Raw genomic sequence first — 16,077 nt, forward strand, 5'->3', positions numbered from 1 at the left:
CCCAGCCTGGGTGACGCCGATCAGCAACCGATCAGTGCGAGGAGCGCGCCCGGGTCGCGGCGCCGATGATGGGAGCATGCGAATCGACGTGCTGGGTGCCGTGCGGGCACTGCGCGACGACGGGAGCCCGGTGGACCTCGGCGGACCCCGTCACCGCGAGGTGCTCGCGCGGCTCGTCGCGGCCGAGGGGCGGATGGTCACCACCGACACCCTCGTCGACGACCTCTGGACCGATCCCCCGGTCCGCGCCGTGGGCGCGCTGCGCACGTTCGTCGCGGCCCTTCGCCGCGCCGTCGAACCCGGCCGGCCGCCCCGTACCCCGCCGCGGGTGATCGTCACCGAAGGCCCCGGTTACGCCCTGCGCCTGCCGCGCGAAGACGTGGACGTCCACCGGTTCGAGGACGCCCTGGAACGAACCCGGCGCGCTCCCGGTGCCGTGGCCGACCTCAGCGCGGCACTGGCTGCTTGGCGAGGACCCGCCTACGCCGATGTCCCGGACTCCGCGTGGGCCCGGCGCGAGCGGACGCGGCTGGAGGAGCTGAGGCTGACGGCCGTGGAGCTGCGCGCCCGCGTCCTCCTCGATGCGGGCGAGGGCGGCGACCTGGTCGCCGAACTCGGCGCCCACGTCACGGCCCACCCGTGGCGCGAGCCGGCCTGGGGGCTGCTGGCCCGGGCCCTGCACCGCGCCGGACGCCAGGCCGAGGCGCTGGCGACCCTCCGCCGCGCTCGCGCGATGCTCGTCGACCAGCTCGGGCTCGACCCCGGCGCCGAACTCCAGCGGCTGGAAACCGAGATCCTGAGCGGGACGCCGGCCCCGTGGACCGGTGCCCGGTTCGGCCCGCGTACCACCGTGGACCTCGCGCGCACCCTCGCGCTCGCGGGCGGCGACGCGCTCGTCCGTTCGCGACGCGACCGCCTCACCGCGATCCAGGCGGCCGAACGCACCGGCGACCTCGTGCTGACGGCCCGGATCATCGGCGCCTACGACGTGCCCGCGATCTGGAGCCGGGCCGACGACCTCGAGCAGTCCCGCGCCGTCGTCGCGGCCGCCGAGCGCACGCTCACCGCGCTCGGCCCCGACGGCCCGGCCGACCTGCGGACCCGCCTCCTGGCCACGGTCGCCGTCGAGAGCCGCACCGCCGATCTCGCCGCCACCGAACGGATCCGCGCGCAGCAGGCCGCCGAAGAGGCCGCGGCGCTGGCCCGCCGCCTCGGCGATCCCCGGCTGCTCGCGTTCGCGCTCAACGGGGTGTTCCTGCAGTCCTTCACCCGCCCCGGGCTGGCGGCCGTCCGAGACCGGATCGGCGCCGAACTCCTCGACCTGGCGACCCGGCACGAGCTGCCGGCCTTCGCCGTCCTGGGCCGCCTCGTCCGCCTGCAGTCCGCCTCGGCCGCCGGCGACCTCGACACCGCGGCCGCGCACGCCACGGCGGCCGAACAGCTCGCCACCACCGCCGAGTCACCCCTGGTCGCCGTCCTCACCGCGTGGTTCCGCGCCCGGGCGAGCGCCACCCGCAGCACCGAACCGGGCGGGCCGTCCCCCGCCACGGCCGCCGCGCAGTACCGCGCCGCCGAGGACGCCCTCCGGACGGCGGGCATGCCCGGGCTGCACCGCGGCCTGTTCCCGCTGGCGCTGCTCGGGCTGCGCCTGATGCACGACCGGGCCGCGCCCGGTGACCCGCACCTCGACTGGGGCCCGTACCGCCCGTGGACCCGGCCGCACGTGCTGCTCGCCCGAGGCGAGCGGACGGCGGCCCGCGCCGTCCTCGCGGCCGCCCCCGAACCACCGCCCGACCACCTGCAGGAGGCGATGTGGTGCCTGACCGCCCACGCCGCGGCACGTCTCGGCGAGCGCGAAATCGCCGTGGCCGCCGGAAAAGCCTTGCGCGACGCCGCGGCGGAACACGCCGGCGCGGCCAGCGGACTGCTGACGCTCGGCCCGGTGGCGCGGTACCTGACCGAAGCCGAGGCCTGCGCCGACGCGGGGTAGCGGAAGGCTGACGCCCGCCTCGGTTGCGCGGTACCTGACCGAAGCCGAAGCCGGCGCCGACGCGGGGTGGGCGCCCGCGCTCCGGCGGCTCGCCTGCGGCCGGCCGTTCCCCCGGAAGGGGACATTTCCGCCTTCCCTTCAACGGCTTCATCCCGCTCACAGCCGAAGCCGTCCAGCGGGTGCAGTCGCTGCCGTGGTTTGGGGCACCCGGTTCGGGGTACTTGCGCAGTCCGCGCTCATTGATCACCCCAGACCATCGAGGACCAGCATGCCTGAGCCGACCACGCCCGAGCCCCTGCCGGCCGAGCTGCGTGCGCTGGCCGCCGACGCCGAAGCGCTCGCGGCGCGGACCGCCGAAGTGGCCGCCCGCCTGCAGACCGCGCCCGACAGCCACCTGCAGCGCCTCGCCCGGCCCATCGCGAAGGCGACCCACGACCTGAGCGACTACACCGACGAGGTCTCCCGGACGGCCGAAGACCTGGCCCGGGTCCGGGTGGCCCGCGACCCCGCTCTGTGCGACGTCCCGTGGGGCGTCTGCCCCGACCACGGCGTCACGCTGCACTCGAGCGGAGGACGCGCCTGGTGCACCGATCCCGGCTGCGCCGGCGCGTGGGACTACGACCGGCTCCACACACCGTGCGCGGAGCCGGTCACCGCGGTCGTGACCGACCAGGACGGCGTGACCGCGAGACTCTGCGCAGCCCACGCGCGGGACGCGAGCGACCGGCTGGCCGGCTGCACCGTCTCCCGCCTGGACCACCACGGCTCCGGCGACTGAACCGGCGGCTGACCGGCTGTCCGACCGCTACCGCGAAGGAAGTGCGCCATGTCCGTCGTTCCGCCGCACGTCCTGGTCATCTTCGGCGCCACCGGCGACCTGGCCCGGCGCATGCTGTTCCCCGGCCTCGGCCGGCTGCACCGGGACGGCTCCCTCCCGGACGGCTTCCGCGTGATCGGCACCGGGCGGCACTCCCCCGGCAGCGACGACGAGTTCCGCGAGACCCTCGGCGACGCGGTCCGCGGGTTCGAGGACCGGGTTTCGTTCGTCGTCTCCGACAGTGACGACGGCACCGGGCTCGCGGCCGCCGTCCGGGAAGCGCGCGCCGGACTCGGTGACGGCAGCCGGACCCTCCTCTACCTTTCGGTCCCGCCCGCCGCGATGGACCCGATGGTGCGGATGCTCGGCGACTCCGGCCTCGCCGAGGACGCCCGGCTGATCCTGGAGAAGCCGTTCGGGCACGACCTCGCGTCGGCGAAGGAGCTGAACGCGACCGTGCGCGGGGTGTTCCCCGAAGACCGCGTCTTCCGGATCGACCACTTCCTGGGCAAGACCGCGGTCCGGCAGCTGGCCGACGCCGTCCCGGACGCCGCCGAGGTGCGCATCGACGTGCCCGAGGAGATCGGCATCGAGGGCCGCGGCTCGTTCATGGAGTCGACGGGGACCTTCCGGGACATGGTGCCGACGCACCTGTGCCAGGTCCTGGGCGTGCTCGCGGCGGGGCCGGGCGAAACGAAGCTGGACGTCTTCCGCGCGCTGCGGCCGTTCGACCCCGGACGGGCGGTGTTCGGCCAGTACGAGGGCTACCGCGAGGAAGAGGACGTCGATCCCGGCTCGGACAGCGAGACGTTCGTCGCGCTGGAAGCGTTCGTGGACAACGACCGCTGGCGCGGCGTGCCGTTCCGGCTGCGCACCGGCAAGGCCATGGCGGAGACCCGCATGGAAGTCTCCGCGGGTTCGCTGCACGTCGACCTCACCGACGACGACGAAGGAGAGCCGTACGCGCGCCTGCTGCTGGAGGCCATGCACGGCGACCGGACGTGGTTCACCGGCGCGGACGAGGTCGAACGGCTGTGGGAGGTGTCCGCTCCGCTGCTCGAGACGCCGCCGGAAACCCAGCGCTACGCGCGGGGCTCGTGGGGCCCGGCGGCCGCGGACCGCCTGCTCGACCGGGAGCCGGCCGGATGAGCGAGCCGTACCCGCCGATCGCCGAGCACGGACTGATCGGCGACCTGCGCACGGCCGCCGTCGTCGGCACCGACGGCCGGATCGGCTGGTTCTGCGCGCCGCGGTTCGACTCCCCCAGCGTGTTCGGCGCCCTGCTCGACGCCGGCGACGGCGGCCACTGGGCGCTGCACCCGGTGTGCGAGGTGATCAACCGGCACCAGTTCTACATCCCCGACTCCAACATCCTCGTCACCCGGTTCCTGACCGAGGACGGCATCGTCGAGGTCCAGGACTTCATGCCGATCCTGCGGCCGCGCGACTCCGGGCACCGGCAGCGGCTGGTGCGCCGGGTCGTCAACGTCCGCGGCCGCATCCGGCTCACCACCGACGTCCGGCCGCGGTTCGACTACGCGCGCGCGAGCCACCGGCTCGAAACGACCGAGGACGGCGCGCTCTTCGAAGGCGCCGGTCTGCGGCTCGGGCTGCGCACCTCGGTGCCGCTGAAGGAGCACGACGGCGGGGTCACCGGCGAGTTCGAGCTCGGCCCCGGCGAAAGCGCGCTGTTCGTGCTCGAGGTGCTGGACGGCGAAGCGCCGGCCGGCCCGCTCGAGGACGAGCTCGAGGACCTCTTCCGCGCGACCGTGGCGTTCTGGCGGTCCTGGCTCGGGCAGTCCACCTACACCGGTCGCTGGCGGGAAATGGTGCACCGGTCGGCGCTGCTGCTGAAGCTGCTGACGCACGAGCCGTCCGGCGCGATCATCGCCGCGCCGACGTGCGGGCTGCCGGAGCAGGTCGGCGGCGAACGCAACTGGGACTACCGGCACGTCTGGATCCGCGACGCCGCGTTCTCGCTGTACGCGTTGCTGCGCCTGGGTTTCACCTCCGAAGCCGAGGGCTTCTTCGGCTGGCTCACCCGCCGCTTCGACGGCACGGGCGACGACGACCTCGGCCCGCTGCGGGTGATGTACACGATCGACGGCGAGCCCGCGCGCGAAGAGGAAGTGCTCGACCACTGGGAAGGCTACCGCGGCTCGGCGCCGGTCCGGATCGGGAACGCGGCGGGCGCGCAGCTCCAGCTGGACATCTACGGCGAGCTGATCGACTCGATCTACCTGTTCGACAAGTACGGCGCGGGCATCTCCTACGAGGCCTGGCACGGCCTCACCCGGGTGCTGGACTGGCTGCTCGACCACTGGGACCAGCCGGACCAGGGCATCTGGGAGACGCGCTCGGGCCGGCAGAACCACACGTTCTCCCGGCTGATGTGCTGGGTGGCGATCGAGCGCATGGTGCGCGTGGCCCGCCGCCGCGGCCTGCCGGCCGACCTCACGCGCTGGACGAGCGTCCGCGACAAGATCCACGAACAGATCCAGACGCGCGGCTGGAGCGAGTCCGACGACAGCTTTTCGCGCCAGTACGACGAATTCGTCCCGGACGCGTCACTGCTGCTGATGCCGCTGGTGAAGTTCTGCGTCCCGACCGACCCGCGGTTCACCTCGACGCTGCGGGCGGTCGAGCGGACGCTCGTGGTCGACAGCCTGGTGTTCCGCTACGACCCCGGGCAGGCCCCGGACGGCGTCGACGGCGGCGAAGGGACGTTCTCGATCTGCTCGTTCTGGTACGTGGAGGCGCTGGCCCGCACCGGCCGCGTCGAGGAGGCGCGGCTGGCGCTGGAGAAGGTGTTCACCTACGCCAACCACGTCGGCCTCTACGCCGAGCAGATCGGCCTGACCGGCGACCAGCTGGGCAACTTCCCCCAGGCCTTCACCCACCTGTCGCTGATCAGCTCGGCGATCAACCTGGACCGCGCGCTCGGCGGCTGAGACCGTGGCCGCGACGCCGGCCGCGGCCCGGCCCGTTTCCTTCCCGGCTGCCGGGAAAGAAACGGGCCCGTTGCGGGTCGGTCAGAGGGGCACCGGGTCGTAGCCGCGGGAGCCGCCGGGACGGCAGCGGGCCAGCCGCCGGATGGTGAGCCGGCCGCCGCGGGCGGCGCCGTGGCGGGTCAGCGCCTCGACGGCGTAGGCCGAGCAGCTGGGCGAGAAGCGGCAGCACGGCGGGCGGCGGGCGCTGACCTCGCGCTGGTACACCCGGACGGCCGCGACCAGCAGGTCGGCCACGCCCTTGCGCTCGGGGCCGCGACGCAGGATCGGCCCCGACGCCACGAGCAGGTGCGGCAGCGACAGGACCATCACCCACAGGCAGTTGTCGTCACAGGTCTCGCCGATGCAGCAGCCCACGTCGAGCAGGCAGGCGTCGCGCACGCAGGAGTTCCCCACCGGCCGCCGGCGGTAGGGCGGCGGGCCCCACGCCCGCCGGTCGTCGTACCAGCGGCCGGACCGGTCATAGGGTCGGCGGCGTCTGAAGAATCCCATGGCTGGGGATAGCCACTTTCCCCCGATCGAACCTCGTTTTCAGTCACCGGCCGGCGCACTTCCCCGACCCGGCCAGGAGCGACACGCCGGAGAAAATCTGTGCCGGCTGAAGTAGACATGCGGCGTCGGGTGTGTGTAGTGTTCTGGTCGTACTGAGAGAGACAACGTCAAGCAGGCGCGGGAGAGGACGTAACTACCCGCGAGGTGACAAAAGACGCGAGGTGGAGCCGGTGCGCCCGCGTTGATCAGCAGTTTGTGGTTGTTCGGTAGTTGCAGGACCGGTCAGGTGGCCGGGGCCGATCAGTGAACGGGGCTCCGGGCAGTGACCAGCGGCGTCAGCGTGCTGGGACCGATCAGTGGAAGGGTTCCCGTCGGTGACGTTCGCGGCAAGAAGTGCAGTAGCAAGTGCAGTACCTGTAGTTGAAGTGGCAGTTGCAGTAACCGGTAAGTGGAAAACCCAGGAAAGAAGGGAAGGGAACCATCATTGGATCGCCCGCAGCGGCTCGGTAGCGCCGCGCGGGTGCCGCAGTCCCATCGAGTTCGGAGGTGGTGCTCGGTCACGAATGAGCGATCCCCGCGGAACCCGGCTTTCGGCCGGACGCGGGTGCAGGACGCCGGCGGTCGCGCCGGTTGACGATGATGTAAACCCAACCCTTGAGGACCCCGGGTGCCGTGTCTGGCACCCGGGGTCCTTTGACGCGGAGGTGGAATGATTCCTGATCAACAAGGACCGGCCACGCCCGGCGCGGCCGGCAAGTTCGACGACGAGCACTACCCCGGCTACACGATGGGCCGCGCCGCCGACATGCTCGGCACCACCCAAGGATTCCTGCGCAGCCTCGACGAGGCCGGCCTGATCACGCCGCAACGTTCCGCCGGCGGGCACCGCCGCTACTCCCGGCACCAGCTGCGCCTGGCCGCCCGGGTGCGGGAACTGGTCGACCAGGGCACCGCCGTCGACGCCGCCTGCCGCATCGTCACCCTCGAAGACCAGCTCCACGAAGCCCAGCGCCTCAACCAGGCCCAGCGCCTCAACACCGTCGACTGACTCGGCACGCGGCCGTCACGCCGCGTGCCGAACCTCGTCGCCGGGTCACGCAGCGGTGGGCCGGCCGCTACCGCGATCTGGGCGAAGCAGGCATGGCCGATCGGTCCAGCCGACCGCGGACCGCACCCGTTCCTACCGGCGCAAGCCAACCGCAAGGTCGAGCGGTTCACCCGAACCCTGCTCGACGAACGGTCCTATCTCATCCAGGCCGAGGGTCGAGCTGCGTTACCGCGGTGGCCCCCCTACCGGCACCACCGCACTCGGCGGCGAACCACCCGCCACCCGCGTCCCCAACCCGACAGGACAGAACACCCAGCCCCTCGGGACAGGGCTCGGTGTCACCGGTGGGCGCGTCCGGACGGGTCGTGCGCCCAGCGGGGCCGTTCCGGGTCGGCTTCTGTCCCGCCATCGGCGCGCAACGCCGCGGTGTACACCGGCTGGAGGAAGAGACTCCCGTACCGGTGTTCCTGGGGCACGGGCCGCGCTCCGGGCCCGGTGTGCTCGGTGTCGGTGTGACTGAACAGCGCATTGTCCATTGTGGAAGTAGTGATCGAAGTTCCTCTCGTGGGTGCCGCCGGTCGGCGGCGTGGTTCAAGAATGTGTGCCGGCTCGGGCTCGGGCTCGGAGGCAGCGGGGCGGCGGATGCGCCAAGGAGGATCCGGCCGATCGCCGAGGTGGCAGGTGACCCGGTCGATGCGTCCCGGCCGAGCGGACAGAGCCGCGAGCAACGTGGGGAGTTCGGCGGCGGGTCCGGGGCCGCTACGCGCGATGCTCCCGGTCACCACCGACAGTACACGACGACGGCGCCGGAGCGGCCACGCGGCCCCGCGCGGGGCTAGCGCGGCGAGGCATCCTTCTCGCGGAGGGGTGCGCTGACCTCGTGCAGGTGCTGCAGGACGTAGTAGTACGTCTTCAGCAGTCCGCATTGGGCGTAGTCGATCCCCCGGTCGGCGCAGAACTGCCGCACCACCGGTTGCGCACGACGCAGACTGGGCCGCGGCATGCTGGGGAACAGGTGGTGCTCGATCTGGTAGTTGAGGCCGCCGAGGGCGAAGTCGACCCACCGGCCGCCCCGGATGTTGCGGCTGGTCAGCACCTGCTTGCGCAGGAAGTCGAGCTTCTTCCGGTCGGTGAAGGTGGGCATGCCCTTGTGCCCCGGCGCGAACGAGCACCCCATGTACACACCCCACAACCCCTGGTGCACGGCGATGAACGCGACCGCCACCGGCGGGGACAGCACCACGAACACCGCGCCGAGGTAGATCCCGAAGTGCGCAGCCAGCAACGCCGCTTCCAGCCACCGGGCCTTGATGCCGCCGCGCCACACGGCACGGACACCCGCGCCGTGCAGGCTCAGCCCTTCCAGGAACAGCAGCGGGAAGAAGAGCGCCGCCTGGTGCTTCGACGTCCAGCGCACGAACCCGCGCTTCCCGGCCGACTGGCCCCGGGTGAAGGCCAGCAGCGGGATGTCGATGTCGGGGTCGTCGCCTTCGTGGTTGGGATTGGCGTGGTGCCGGCTGTGCTTGCCCATCCACCAGCCGTAGCTCATGCCGACCACGGCGCCGAACGCGTAGCCGGCCCGGTCGTTCGCCCGCCCGGTGCGGAAGATCTGGTTGTGCCCGGCGTCGTGGCCGAGGAACGCGATCTGCGCGAACAGCACCGCGAAGAAGACCGCCGTCGCCAGCTGCCACCACGAATCACCCAGCACCGCGAACACCACGCACCCGCCGACGAACGCGAGCAACGTCAGACTGATTTTCATCGCGTAGTAGCGATAACGACGGTCGAGCAAGCCCTCGCTCCGCACGAGGCGCATCAGATCGCCGAAGTCGTTGCGCGACGCCGCGCGGGCGTCGGCGTTCACCGAAGACGCAACCATGGAAGTCCTTCCCCGATTCTGCGTTCGCCGGGAATCGGGGCGACCACGCATCACTGCTCGACGGTGATGCCCGCCAGTTGCCCACGCTAAACGACTTCGAGCTCCCGAGAACGACGGGGCCCCCGAGAAGAGGAGAGGCACTCCACGGCAGCCGCCTGCCGAGTCGTCACCGCGCGGTGGCGTATTCGGCCCGGGGAGGGGCCGGGTCGTCGCTGACCGTGGCCGGTTGGGCCCGCCACAGCGAGATGCCCAAGCCGATCAGGGCCACTCCGGTCGGAACGGCCAGCGGCCGGTTGAACGACTCCGGGAGCACCGCGAGCGCGACCGTGGCGACGGTGCCGGCGGCGAGGAGCGCCGAGGCCCACCTGGCGAGGACGCGCGCCCGGAACAGCGCGATGCCGAACAGGCACCCGCCCGCGAGGTAGCCGACGGAGCTGACCGCGATGACGGTCTGCAGGGCGCCGATGCCATGGGTCGCGGTGCCGCCGAAGGCGACGGCGAGGACGTCCGTGACGTAGCCGGGCGCGGTGTGCGCCAGTGCGGGCAGCACGGCGGCGGCGACGACCTCGATGCTCAGCATGAGCAGATAGCCGACGGCGAACAACGCGTAACCGAGGAAGCCGAGGATGCCCGTCTGCCGCACCTGACGCAGGTACATCCCGGTGATGCCGGCCAGCGCCAGCGCCGCCATCAGCGCCTTTGCCGTACTGCGCACGGCCCAGTCGGTGGTGGTGACCGCCGGGACGTCCATGGCCGGGTGGCCGATCTGGACCGCGATGAACAGTGCCCCGGCGAGCGCACCGCTGATTCCGGCGGCCCGCGAGAGCCGCCTCGCGGTGGGTGCCAGGGAGGACGGCTTGGTCCTGACGGGTCTGGAAAACGCGCGCATCTTGCTCCTCAGCGGGCTGCAACGAGAGGTGTACGTCGTACACCTTTGCTGCGGTAAAGCTAGGCGTACGATGTACACCTGTCAAGGCCGGACCCCCGGCCACGAGGTGGAGGGCCCCGATGCAGGACACCGCCGCGGCCGCCGGCCGGGACCGGCTCAACCGCGCCAAGGTGCTGCGCGCCGCCGTCGAGCTGGCGGACGAGGGTGGCTTCGAGGCACTGACGATGCGCCGGCTGGCGGCCGGGCTCGGCGTCGTGCCCATGGCGCTCTACAAGCACGTGGCGGACAAGCGCGAGCTCCTCGACGGCATGGTCGACCTGGTCTTCGCCGAGGTCGAGGTGCCCGACGACGTCGACTGGCGTACCACGCTGCGAGTACGCGCCGCGTCGATGCGGCGAGCTCTGCTCGCTCACCCGTGGGCGGTGGGCCGGATGGAGACCGGAACTCCGGGGCCGGCGAACCTGCGCCACCACAACGCCGTGCTGCGGTGCCTCCGCCGTGACGCGGGCTTCCCCTTCCGCATGGCCGTGCACGCGTACAACCTGATGGACGCCTACATCTACGGCTTCGCCCTCCAGGAGAAGACCCTGGCCGGCGACATCCCGGCGGAGGCGGCGCGACGGCAGGAAGCCGTGGCCGGCCGGCAACCGTCGGCCCTCGACGACTACCCCTACCTCGCCGAGGTGGTCACGGAACTGCCGAAGACGGGGTTCGCCTTCGCCGACGAGTTCGAGTTCGGGCTCGACCTCGTCCTCGACGGCCTCGGCCGCATGCACCGGCAAGCGCGGCCGTCAGCTCCCTGACGCCACCTCGCCGGTTGCGATTCCCGGGGAAACCCGCGTCAGCGGCGCCCCCGGGCCGTGGACCTCTCAGAGTTCTCCCAGAACTTCCCAGGAACCGGACAGGCGGGCGGGCCACGCTCGCCGCATGACGATCGAAATCCGGGGCCTGACCAAGCGGTACGGACCCGACACCGTGGTGGACGACCTGTCGTTCACCGTCGCACCCGGGCAGGTCACCGGGTTCCTCGGGCCGAACGGGGCCGGCAAGTCCACGACCATGCGGATGATCGTGGGCCTGGCCGCGCCGACCCGGGGCTCGGTCACCGTCGGCGGCCGCCGTTACCGGGACCTGCCCGTCCCCCTCACGGAGGTCGGCGCGCTGCTGGACGCGGGCGCCGTCCACGGTGGCCGGACGGCCCGCGACCACCTGCTGGCCCTCGCCGTGAGCAACGGCCTCCCCCGGCGCCGGGTCGGCGAAGTCCTCGCCCGGACCGGGCTGGACGGCGTGGCCGGCAAACGGGCGGGCGGGTTTTCGCTCGGCATGCGCCAGCGGCTCGGCCTCGCGGCGGCGCTGCTCGGCGACCCGCAGGTGCTGATCTTCGACGAACCGGTGAACGGCCTCGACCCCGAAGGGATCCGCTGGATCCGGGACTTCATGCGGACCCTCGCCCGCGAAGGCCGGGCCGTGCTGGTGTCCAGCCACCTCATGGGCGAGATGGCGCAGACGGCCGACCACCTGGTCGTCATCGGCCGGGGGAAGCTGGTCGCCGACACCGCCGTGAGCGAGCTCGTGCGCGGCGAGGGCACGGTGCTCGTCCGCACGCCCGACCCGGGCTTCGCGCGCCTGCTGGCCACCGCCGGGGCCGCGGTGCGGGAAGGGGTCGAGGCCTCGCTCGTCGTCTCCGGGATGACGAGCGCGGAGATCGGGAAGCTCGCGGCCTACCACGGCGTCGCGCTCGCCGAGCTGACGCCGCAGCGCGTCTCGCTGGAGGACGCCTTCATGGAACTGACCAAGGACAGCGTCGAATACCAGGGGGCCTCCGCATGAGCGTGTCGTTCACGCACTCCGTCCGCGCGGAGTGGATCAAGCTGCGCAGCCTGCGCTCGACCTGGTACACGCTGGCGTGCCTGTTCGCGGTCGGGTTCGGCGTCACGGCCCTCGCCATGAACGCCGCCGCGAAGGACTACCCGGGCGACGAACCGTGGGATCCCACCAACCGCAGCCTGGCGTCGTACATCGTCGCGCAGCTGGTCATCGGGGTGCTGGGCATCCTGGTCGTCACCTCGGAGCACGCGACCGGCCTGATCCGGACCTCGCTGACCGCGACACCCCGGCGGCACCGGCTGCTGGCGGCCAAGGTGGTCGTGGCCGTCGCCGTCGCGGTGGTGGCCGGCCAGGTGCTGATGTTCGGCGCCTTCTTCCTCGGCCAGGCCGTCCTCGCCGGCCACGGGGTGCCGTACGCGCGGCTCGGCGATCCCGGCGTGCTCTCCGCCGTGACCGGCGGCGGGCTCTACCTCGCGGCGATCGCGCTGCTCGCGGTCGGGCTCGGCACGCTCATGCGCGCCACCGCCGGTGCGCTCGCCACCCTGGTCGGGATCGTCTTCCTGGTCCCCGCCCTCGCCGGCCTCTTCCCGTCCTGGCTGCAGAAGCTCTTCTTCTACTGGCCGACGCTCGGTGCGTCCGCGGTCTTCAAGACGGTGCCCGACCCGGACTTCCCCCACCCGTGGCTGAACCTGGCCGGGATGTGCGCCGGGGTCGCCGTCGTGCTGGCCGCCGCGTTCGCCACCTTCCGGCGCCGGGACGTCTGATGCGGGAGGCTGCCCGGGGACTGGCCGCGGCCGGCGCCGCGCTGCTGGTCATGGCCGGGGTCGCCGCGGCCGGCCTGGCGCTCCTCGGCGCCGGCCGCGTCGGCGGGCTGGGCGCGTTGACCGCGGCGGCCGTCTCGCTGGCCGTCGGCGGCTCGGCGGACGTCGGCGCGGACCCGGCGAGCGCTCTCCCGCTGACCGTGCACGGCAGCCTCCACCTGCTGCCGCTCGGGGTTTCGCTGGTGGGCGCGGTGGTGCTGGGCCGGCTGCTGCTGCGCCGGCGCGAGGAGGGACTCCTGGTCCGCGGCGCCGTGGCGGCCGTCGCCTTTCCGGTCGCGCTGAGCGGGTTCACCTTCGCGGCTCGAGGAAGGCTGTCGGTGCCCGCCGGCGTCACGACCGGAGCCTGCGTCCGGACCGGCGGTGCGCCGCGCCTGCCCGTCTCGGGCGAGTTTTCCGTGGCGGCCGGGCCGACGGTGCTGGGCGCGGTGGTCTGGGTGCTCGTGGTGGTCGGTGTCTGCGTCCTCATCACGCGGTTCCCGTGCAGCACAAGCAACTCACGGGCGTTGTGGTGGCTCGCGGGCGGAGGCACGGCGCTGTGCTTCGTCGTCGCCTGGGCGTTCGGCGGAGCCACCGCCGCCGGGGCCGTCCTGCTCGTGCTGCCCCAGCTGGTGTCCGGCGTCCTGGTGCTGGGGCTCGGCGTGCCGTGGACGGCCGGCACCACGGGCCTGCTCTCCTGCGCGCCGCACCTCGCCCCGGGCGGCCCGGCGTCCTGGGTGGCGGTGGCGGTGCTGCTCACCTGCGGCGTCGCCGTCCGGAGCCGCCGTCCCGGCGACCCGCTGCGCCGGGCGGTGGCGAGCGCGGTCCGGCTCGGCCCGGCGGTCGGGGTCGTGCTCGCCGTCATGACGCTGCTGTCCCGGGTTTCCGTGGACTTCACCGTCTCCGCGTTCGGCCTGTCCCTGCCCGTCTTCAGCGCGGGGCTGACCGCGAACCCGCTGCTCGCGCTGGTGGCCGGGCTGGCGGGTGGCGCCGCCGCGGGCTTCGCGGGCAGCCTGCTCGCCGACGGGATCTCCGTATCCTCGCGGGCATGGAAGCGATGACGTCCCGGCTGCTGGTGGTGGACGACGAGGCCACGGTCCGCGAGCTGCTTTCCGCCGCGCTGCGGTTCGCCGGCTTCCGCGTGACGTCCGCGGCGACCGCGGGGGAAGCCGTCGCCGCGGCCACCGCGGAACCGCCCGATCTGGTGCTGCTGGACGTCATGCTGCCGGACATGGACGGCTTCGAGGTGGTCCGGCGGCTGCGCGAACGGCGGTCCGGCCACGGCGCGCCGGTGCCGGTCCTGTTCCTCACCGCCCGGGACCGCCAGTCCGACAAGGTCACCGGCCTGTCCCTCGGCGCCGACGACTACGTGACCAAGCCCTTCGACCTGGCGGAACTGATCGCCCGGATCCGCGCGATCCTCCGCCGGACCGCCGGACACACGGCCGGCGTGCTCGCGGTCGGCGACCTCACGCTCGACGCCGAAGGCCACCAGGTCACCCGCGCCGGAACGCCGATCCGGTTGTCCGCCACCGAGTTCCGGTTGCTGCGCTACCTGGTGGAGAACGCCGGGCGCGTGGTGTCCAAGGCGCAGATCCTCGACCGGGTGTGGCGCGACGACTTCGGCGGCGACGCCGGCATCGTCGACACCTACATCTCCTACCTGCGGCGCAAGGTCGACACCGGGGAGCCGAAGCTCATCCAGACCGTCCACGGCGTCGGCTACGTGCTGCGGGAGCCCCGGCGGTGAGACGGCTTTCCCTGCGAGCCCGGCTGCTGCTGCTCACCGCGGGCCTGCTGCTCACCGGCCTGACCCTCATCGGCACGCTGGTGTCCGACCAGCTGGAACGCTTCCAGCTCGAGCGCCTCGACAGCCAGCTGCACTCGATGACCGAGCTGATCTCGCGCGCGGCGGGCCCGCCGCCGGCCGCCGGCCCCACGGTGCGGCCCGATCTCGTCGATCCCGCGCTCGAGCTGTTCGGCACTCCGTACGTCGTGTACTTCGACGCCGGCGGCGCGGTGGCGGGCGGCCTCCACTCCTCCCGGGTCGACGGCGCGACGCTACCGCCGCTCGAGGCCCTGCGCACGGTGCCCGCCGACGGGACGGCCGTCGACCTGGACGCCGCCGACGGGTCGCAGCGCTGGCGGGCCGTCGCCCGGCCGGCCGTCCGCTGGGGCGGGAGGGTGGTCACGGCCGCGCCGCTCGCCGAAGCCGACGCCACGATCGCCCAGCTGCGGACGAGCAGCGTGGCCACCGGCGCCGCGCTGCTCGTCGTGCTGACCGCGGCGGGCTGGTTCGCGCTCGGCCGGGGACTGCGGCCGCTGCGCCGGATCGAGCACACGGCCGCGGCGATCGCCGGCGGCGACCTCACCCGGCGGGTCCCGGTCCTCGCGGCGCCCGGTACGGAGATCGGGCACCTGGCGGCGTCGCTCAACACCATGCTCGGCCAGCTGGAAGGGGCCTTCGCCGACCGGGCCGCGTCCGAAGCGCGGATGCGCGCGTTCGTCTCCGACGTCAGCCACGAACTGCGCACGCCGCTGTTCGGCATCAAGGGTTCGGCGGAGCTGTACCGGATGGGCGCGCTGACCGGACCGTCCGATGTGGACGAGACCATGCGGCGCATCGACCGGGAGGCCACCCGCCTCACCGCGCTCACCCAAGACCTGCTCCTGCTCGCCCAGCTCGACGAGGCACCCGAGGAGCAGCTCGACCGGGCCCCGATGGACCTGCGCACCCTCGCCGGCGACGCCCGGCACGACCTGCGCGCGCTCGACCCGACGCGCGTGGTCTCCCTGACCGGGCCCGGCGGTTCCGGCCCGCCCGGCCCGGCCCCGGTCGACGCCGACGAAGCCCGGCTGCGGCAGGTCGTCACCAACCTCGTCGGCAACGCCGCCGCCCACACCCCGCCGGGCACGCCCGTGCGCATCGGCGTCGGCACGGCGGACGGCCGCGCGGTGCTCGAAGTGGCCGACGAAGGCCCGGGGATGACGGACGGGCAGGCGAGCCGCGTCTTCAACCGCTTCTACCGGGCCGACCGCTCCCGGACGCGCACAGCCGGCGCCGACGCGGGGCTCGGGCTCGCGATCGCGCGGTCACTGGCCCGCGCACACGGCGGGGACGTCGAGCTGGAGACCGCGGTCGGGGACGGCGCCTGCTTCCGGCTCGCGCTGCCGCTGTCCGATCAGGACTGAACGGCTCGGCCCGCCGCCCGGCCGGGCCGAAGTGCTCAAGGGATCCCCGGAGCTCCCCCGCACCGATCTGCGCGGCGCTCGGCTCGTCGTGGTGCCGCGACAACGGCTGCCCCGCGAACTCACCGCCTTGACGCGAAC

15 protein-coding genes and 1 pseudogene are annotated in these 16,077 nt (G+C 73.2%); 12 read left to right on the plus strand and 4 right to left on the minus strand.

All coding sequences use genetic code 11. The features are described from left to right. Nucleotides 1–76 precede the first annotated feature (76 nt). The 4 genes from ACLJOU_RS13185 to ACLJOU_RS13200 all read left to right on the plus strand — a co-directional run bounded on the left by ACLJOU_RS13185 (nt 77) and on the right by ACLJOU_RS13200 (nt 5,758). Complete coding sequence (locus ACLJOU_RS13185) at nt 77–1,990, plus strand: BTAD domain-containing putative transcriptional regulator (protein ID WP_410567014.1); 1,914 nt, start codon at nt 77–79, stop codon at nt 1,988–1,990. A gap of 268 nt (nt 1,991–2,258) precedes the next feature. Next, nucleotides 2,259–2,768, plus strand: coding sequence for a hypothetical protein (locus ACLJOU_RS13190; RefSeq protein ID WP_410567016.1), 510 nt, complete (start codon nt 2,259–2,261; stop codon nt 2,766–2,768). 48 nt (nt 2,769–2,816) lie between these two features. Further along, the gene (locus ACLJOU_RS13195; RefSeq protein ID WP_410567018.1) at nt 2,817–3,956 is read left to right on the plus strand and encodes a glucose-6-phosphate dehydrogenase; all 1,140 of its coding nucleotides are present in this window, start codon (nt 2,817–2,819) and stop codon (nt 3,954–3,956) included. Further along, entirely contained in the window at nt 3,953–5,758 is a 1,806-nt protein-coding gene (locus ACLJOU_RS13200; protein WP_410567020.1) for a glycoside hydrolase family 15 protein, read from the plus strand. Before ACLJOU_RS13195 ends, ACLJOU_RS13200 begins: the two co-directional genes overlap by 4 nt. 81 nt (nt 5,759–5,839) lie before the next feature. Here the strand turns inward: ACLJOU_RS13200 and yidD are convergent, their stop codons facing one another. Next, complete coding sequence (gene yidD / locus ACLJOU_RS13205) at nt 5,840–6,307, minus strand: membrane protein insertion efficiency factor YidD (protein ID WP_410567022.1); 468 nt, start codon at nt 6,305–6,307, stop codon at nt 5,840–5,842. Between the two features lie 709 nt (nt 6,308–7,016). Here yidD and ACLJOU_RS13210 point away from each other — a divergent pair. Both ACLJOU_RS13210 and ACLJOU_RS13215 read left to right on the plus strand, forming a co-directional pair. Further along, nucleotides 7,017–7,355 carry a MerR family transcriptional regulator gene (locus tag ACLJOU_RS13210; protein ID WP_410567024.1) on the plus strand — a complete coding sequence of 113 codons (339 nt, stop codon included), beginning with the start codon at nt 7,017–7,019 and terminating at the stop codon, nt 7,353–7,355. Between the two features lie 114 nt (nt 7,356–7,469). Continuing rightward, nucleotides 7,470–7,662 (plus strand): annotated as a pseudogene (locus ACLJOU_RS13215) (IS481 family transposase); the annotation flags it as partial. Between the two features lie 31 nt (nt 7,663–7,693). Here ACLJOU_RS13215 and ACLJOU_RS13220 read toward each other — a convergent pair. The 3 genes from ACLJOU_RS13220 to ACLJOU_RS13230 all read right to left on the minus strand — a co-directional run bounded on the left by ACLJOU_RS13220 (nt 7,694) and on the right by ACLJOU_RS13230 (nt 10,123). Next, nucleotides 7,694–7,891: a hypothetical protein gene (locus ACLJOU_RS13220; protein ID WP_410567026.1), complete on the minus strand. Its 198-nt coding sequence runs from the start codon at nt 7,889–7,891 to the stop codon at nt 7,694–7,696. 299 nt (nt 7,892–8,190) lie between these two features. Continuing rightward, nucleotides 8,191–9,234, minus strand: coding sequence for a fatty acid desaturase family protein (locus ACLJOU_RS13225; RefSeq protein WP_410567027.1), 1,044 nt, complete (start codon nt 9,232–9,234; stop codon nt 8,191–8,193). 166 nt (nt 9,235–9,400) lie between these two features. After that, entirely contained in the window at nt 9,401–10,123 is a 723-nt protein-coding gene (locus ACLJOU_RS13230; protein ID WP_410567029.1) for a hypothetical protein, read from the minus strand. Between the two features lie 119 nt (nt 10,124–10,242). On the opposite strand from ACLJOU_RS13230, the gene ACLJOU_RS13235 reads away from it, so the two are divergent. The 6 genes from ACLJOU_RS13235 (at nt 10,243) to ACLJOU_RS13260 (ending at nt 15,939) form a co-directional block, all read left to right on the plus strand. Further along, nucleotides 10,243–10,926 (plus strand): TetR/AcrR family transcriptional regulator, encoded by a 684-nt coding sequence (locus ACLJOU_RS13235; protein WP_410567031.1) that lies wholly within the window; start codon nt 10,243–10,245, stop codon nt 10,924–10,926. Between the two features lie 124 nt (nt 10,927–11,050). Continuing rightward, nucleotides 11,051–11,953, plus strand: coding sequence for an ABC transporter ATP-binding protein (locus tag ACLJOU_RS13240; RefSeq protein WP_410567033.1), 903 nt, complete (start codon nt 11,051–11,053; stop codon nt 11,951–11,953). Further along, the gene (locus ACLJOU_RS13245) at nt 11,950–12,714 is read left to right on the plus strand and encodes an ABC transporter permease (RefSeq protein ID WP_410567035.1); all 765 of its coding nucleotides are present in this window, start codon (nt 11,950–11,952) and stop codon (nt 12,712–12,714) included. The genes ACLJOU_RS13240 and ACLJOU_RS13245 overlap by 4 nt, the downstream gene beginning before the upstream one ends. Next, nucleotides 12,714–13,808, plus strand: coding sequence for a streptophobe family protein (locus ACLJOU_RS13250; protein WP_410567036.1), 1,095 nt, complete (start codon nt 12,714–12,716; stop codon nt 13,806–13,808). Before ACLJOU_RS13245 ends, ACLJOU_RS13250 begins: the two co-directional genes overlap by 1 nt. Then, complete coding sequence (locus ACLJOU_RS13255) at nt 13,805–14,497, plus strand: response regulator transcription factor (protein WP_410567588.1); 693 nt, start codon at nt 13,805–13,807, stop codon at nt 14,495–14,497. The genes ACLJOU_RS13250 and ACLJOU_RS13255 overlap by 4 nt, the downstream gene beginning before the upstream one ends. Then, nucleotides 14,494–15,939 (plus strand): ATP-binding protein, encoded by a 1,446-nt coding sequence (locus ACLJOU_RS13260; protein ID WP_410567038.1) that lies wholly within the window; start codon nt 14,494–14,496, stop codon nt 15,937–15,939. Before ACLJOU_RS13255 ends, ACLJOU_RS13260 begins: the two co-directional genes overlap by 4 nt. Nucleotides 15,940–16,077 lie beyond the last annotated feature (138 nt).

This window comes from Amycolatopsis sp. cmx-4-61 (assembly GCF_046548775.1).
Classification (GTDB): domain Bacteria; phylum Actinomycetota; class Actinomycetes; order Mycobacteriales; family Pseudonocardiaceae; genus Amycolatopsis.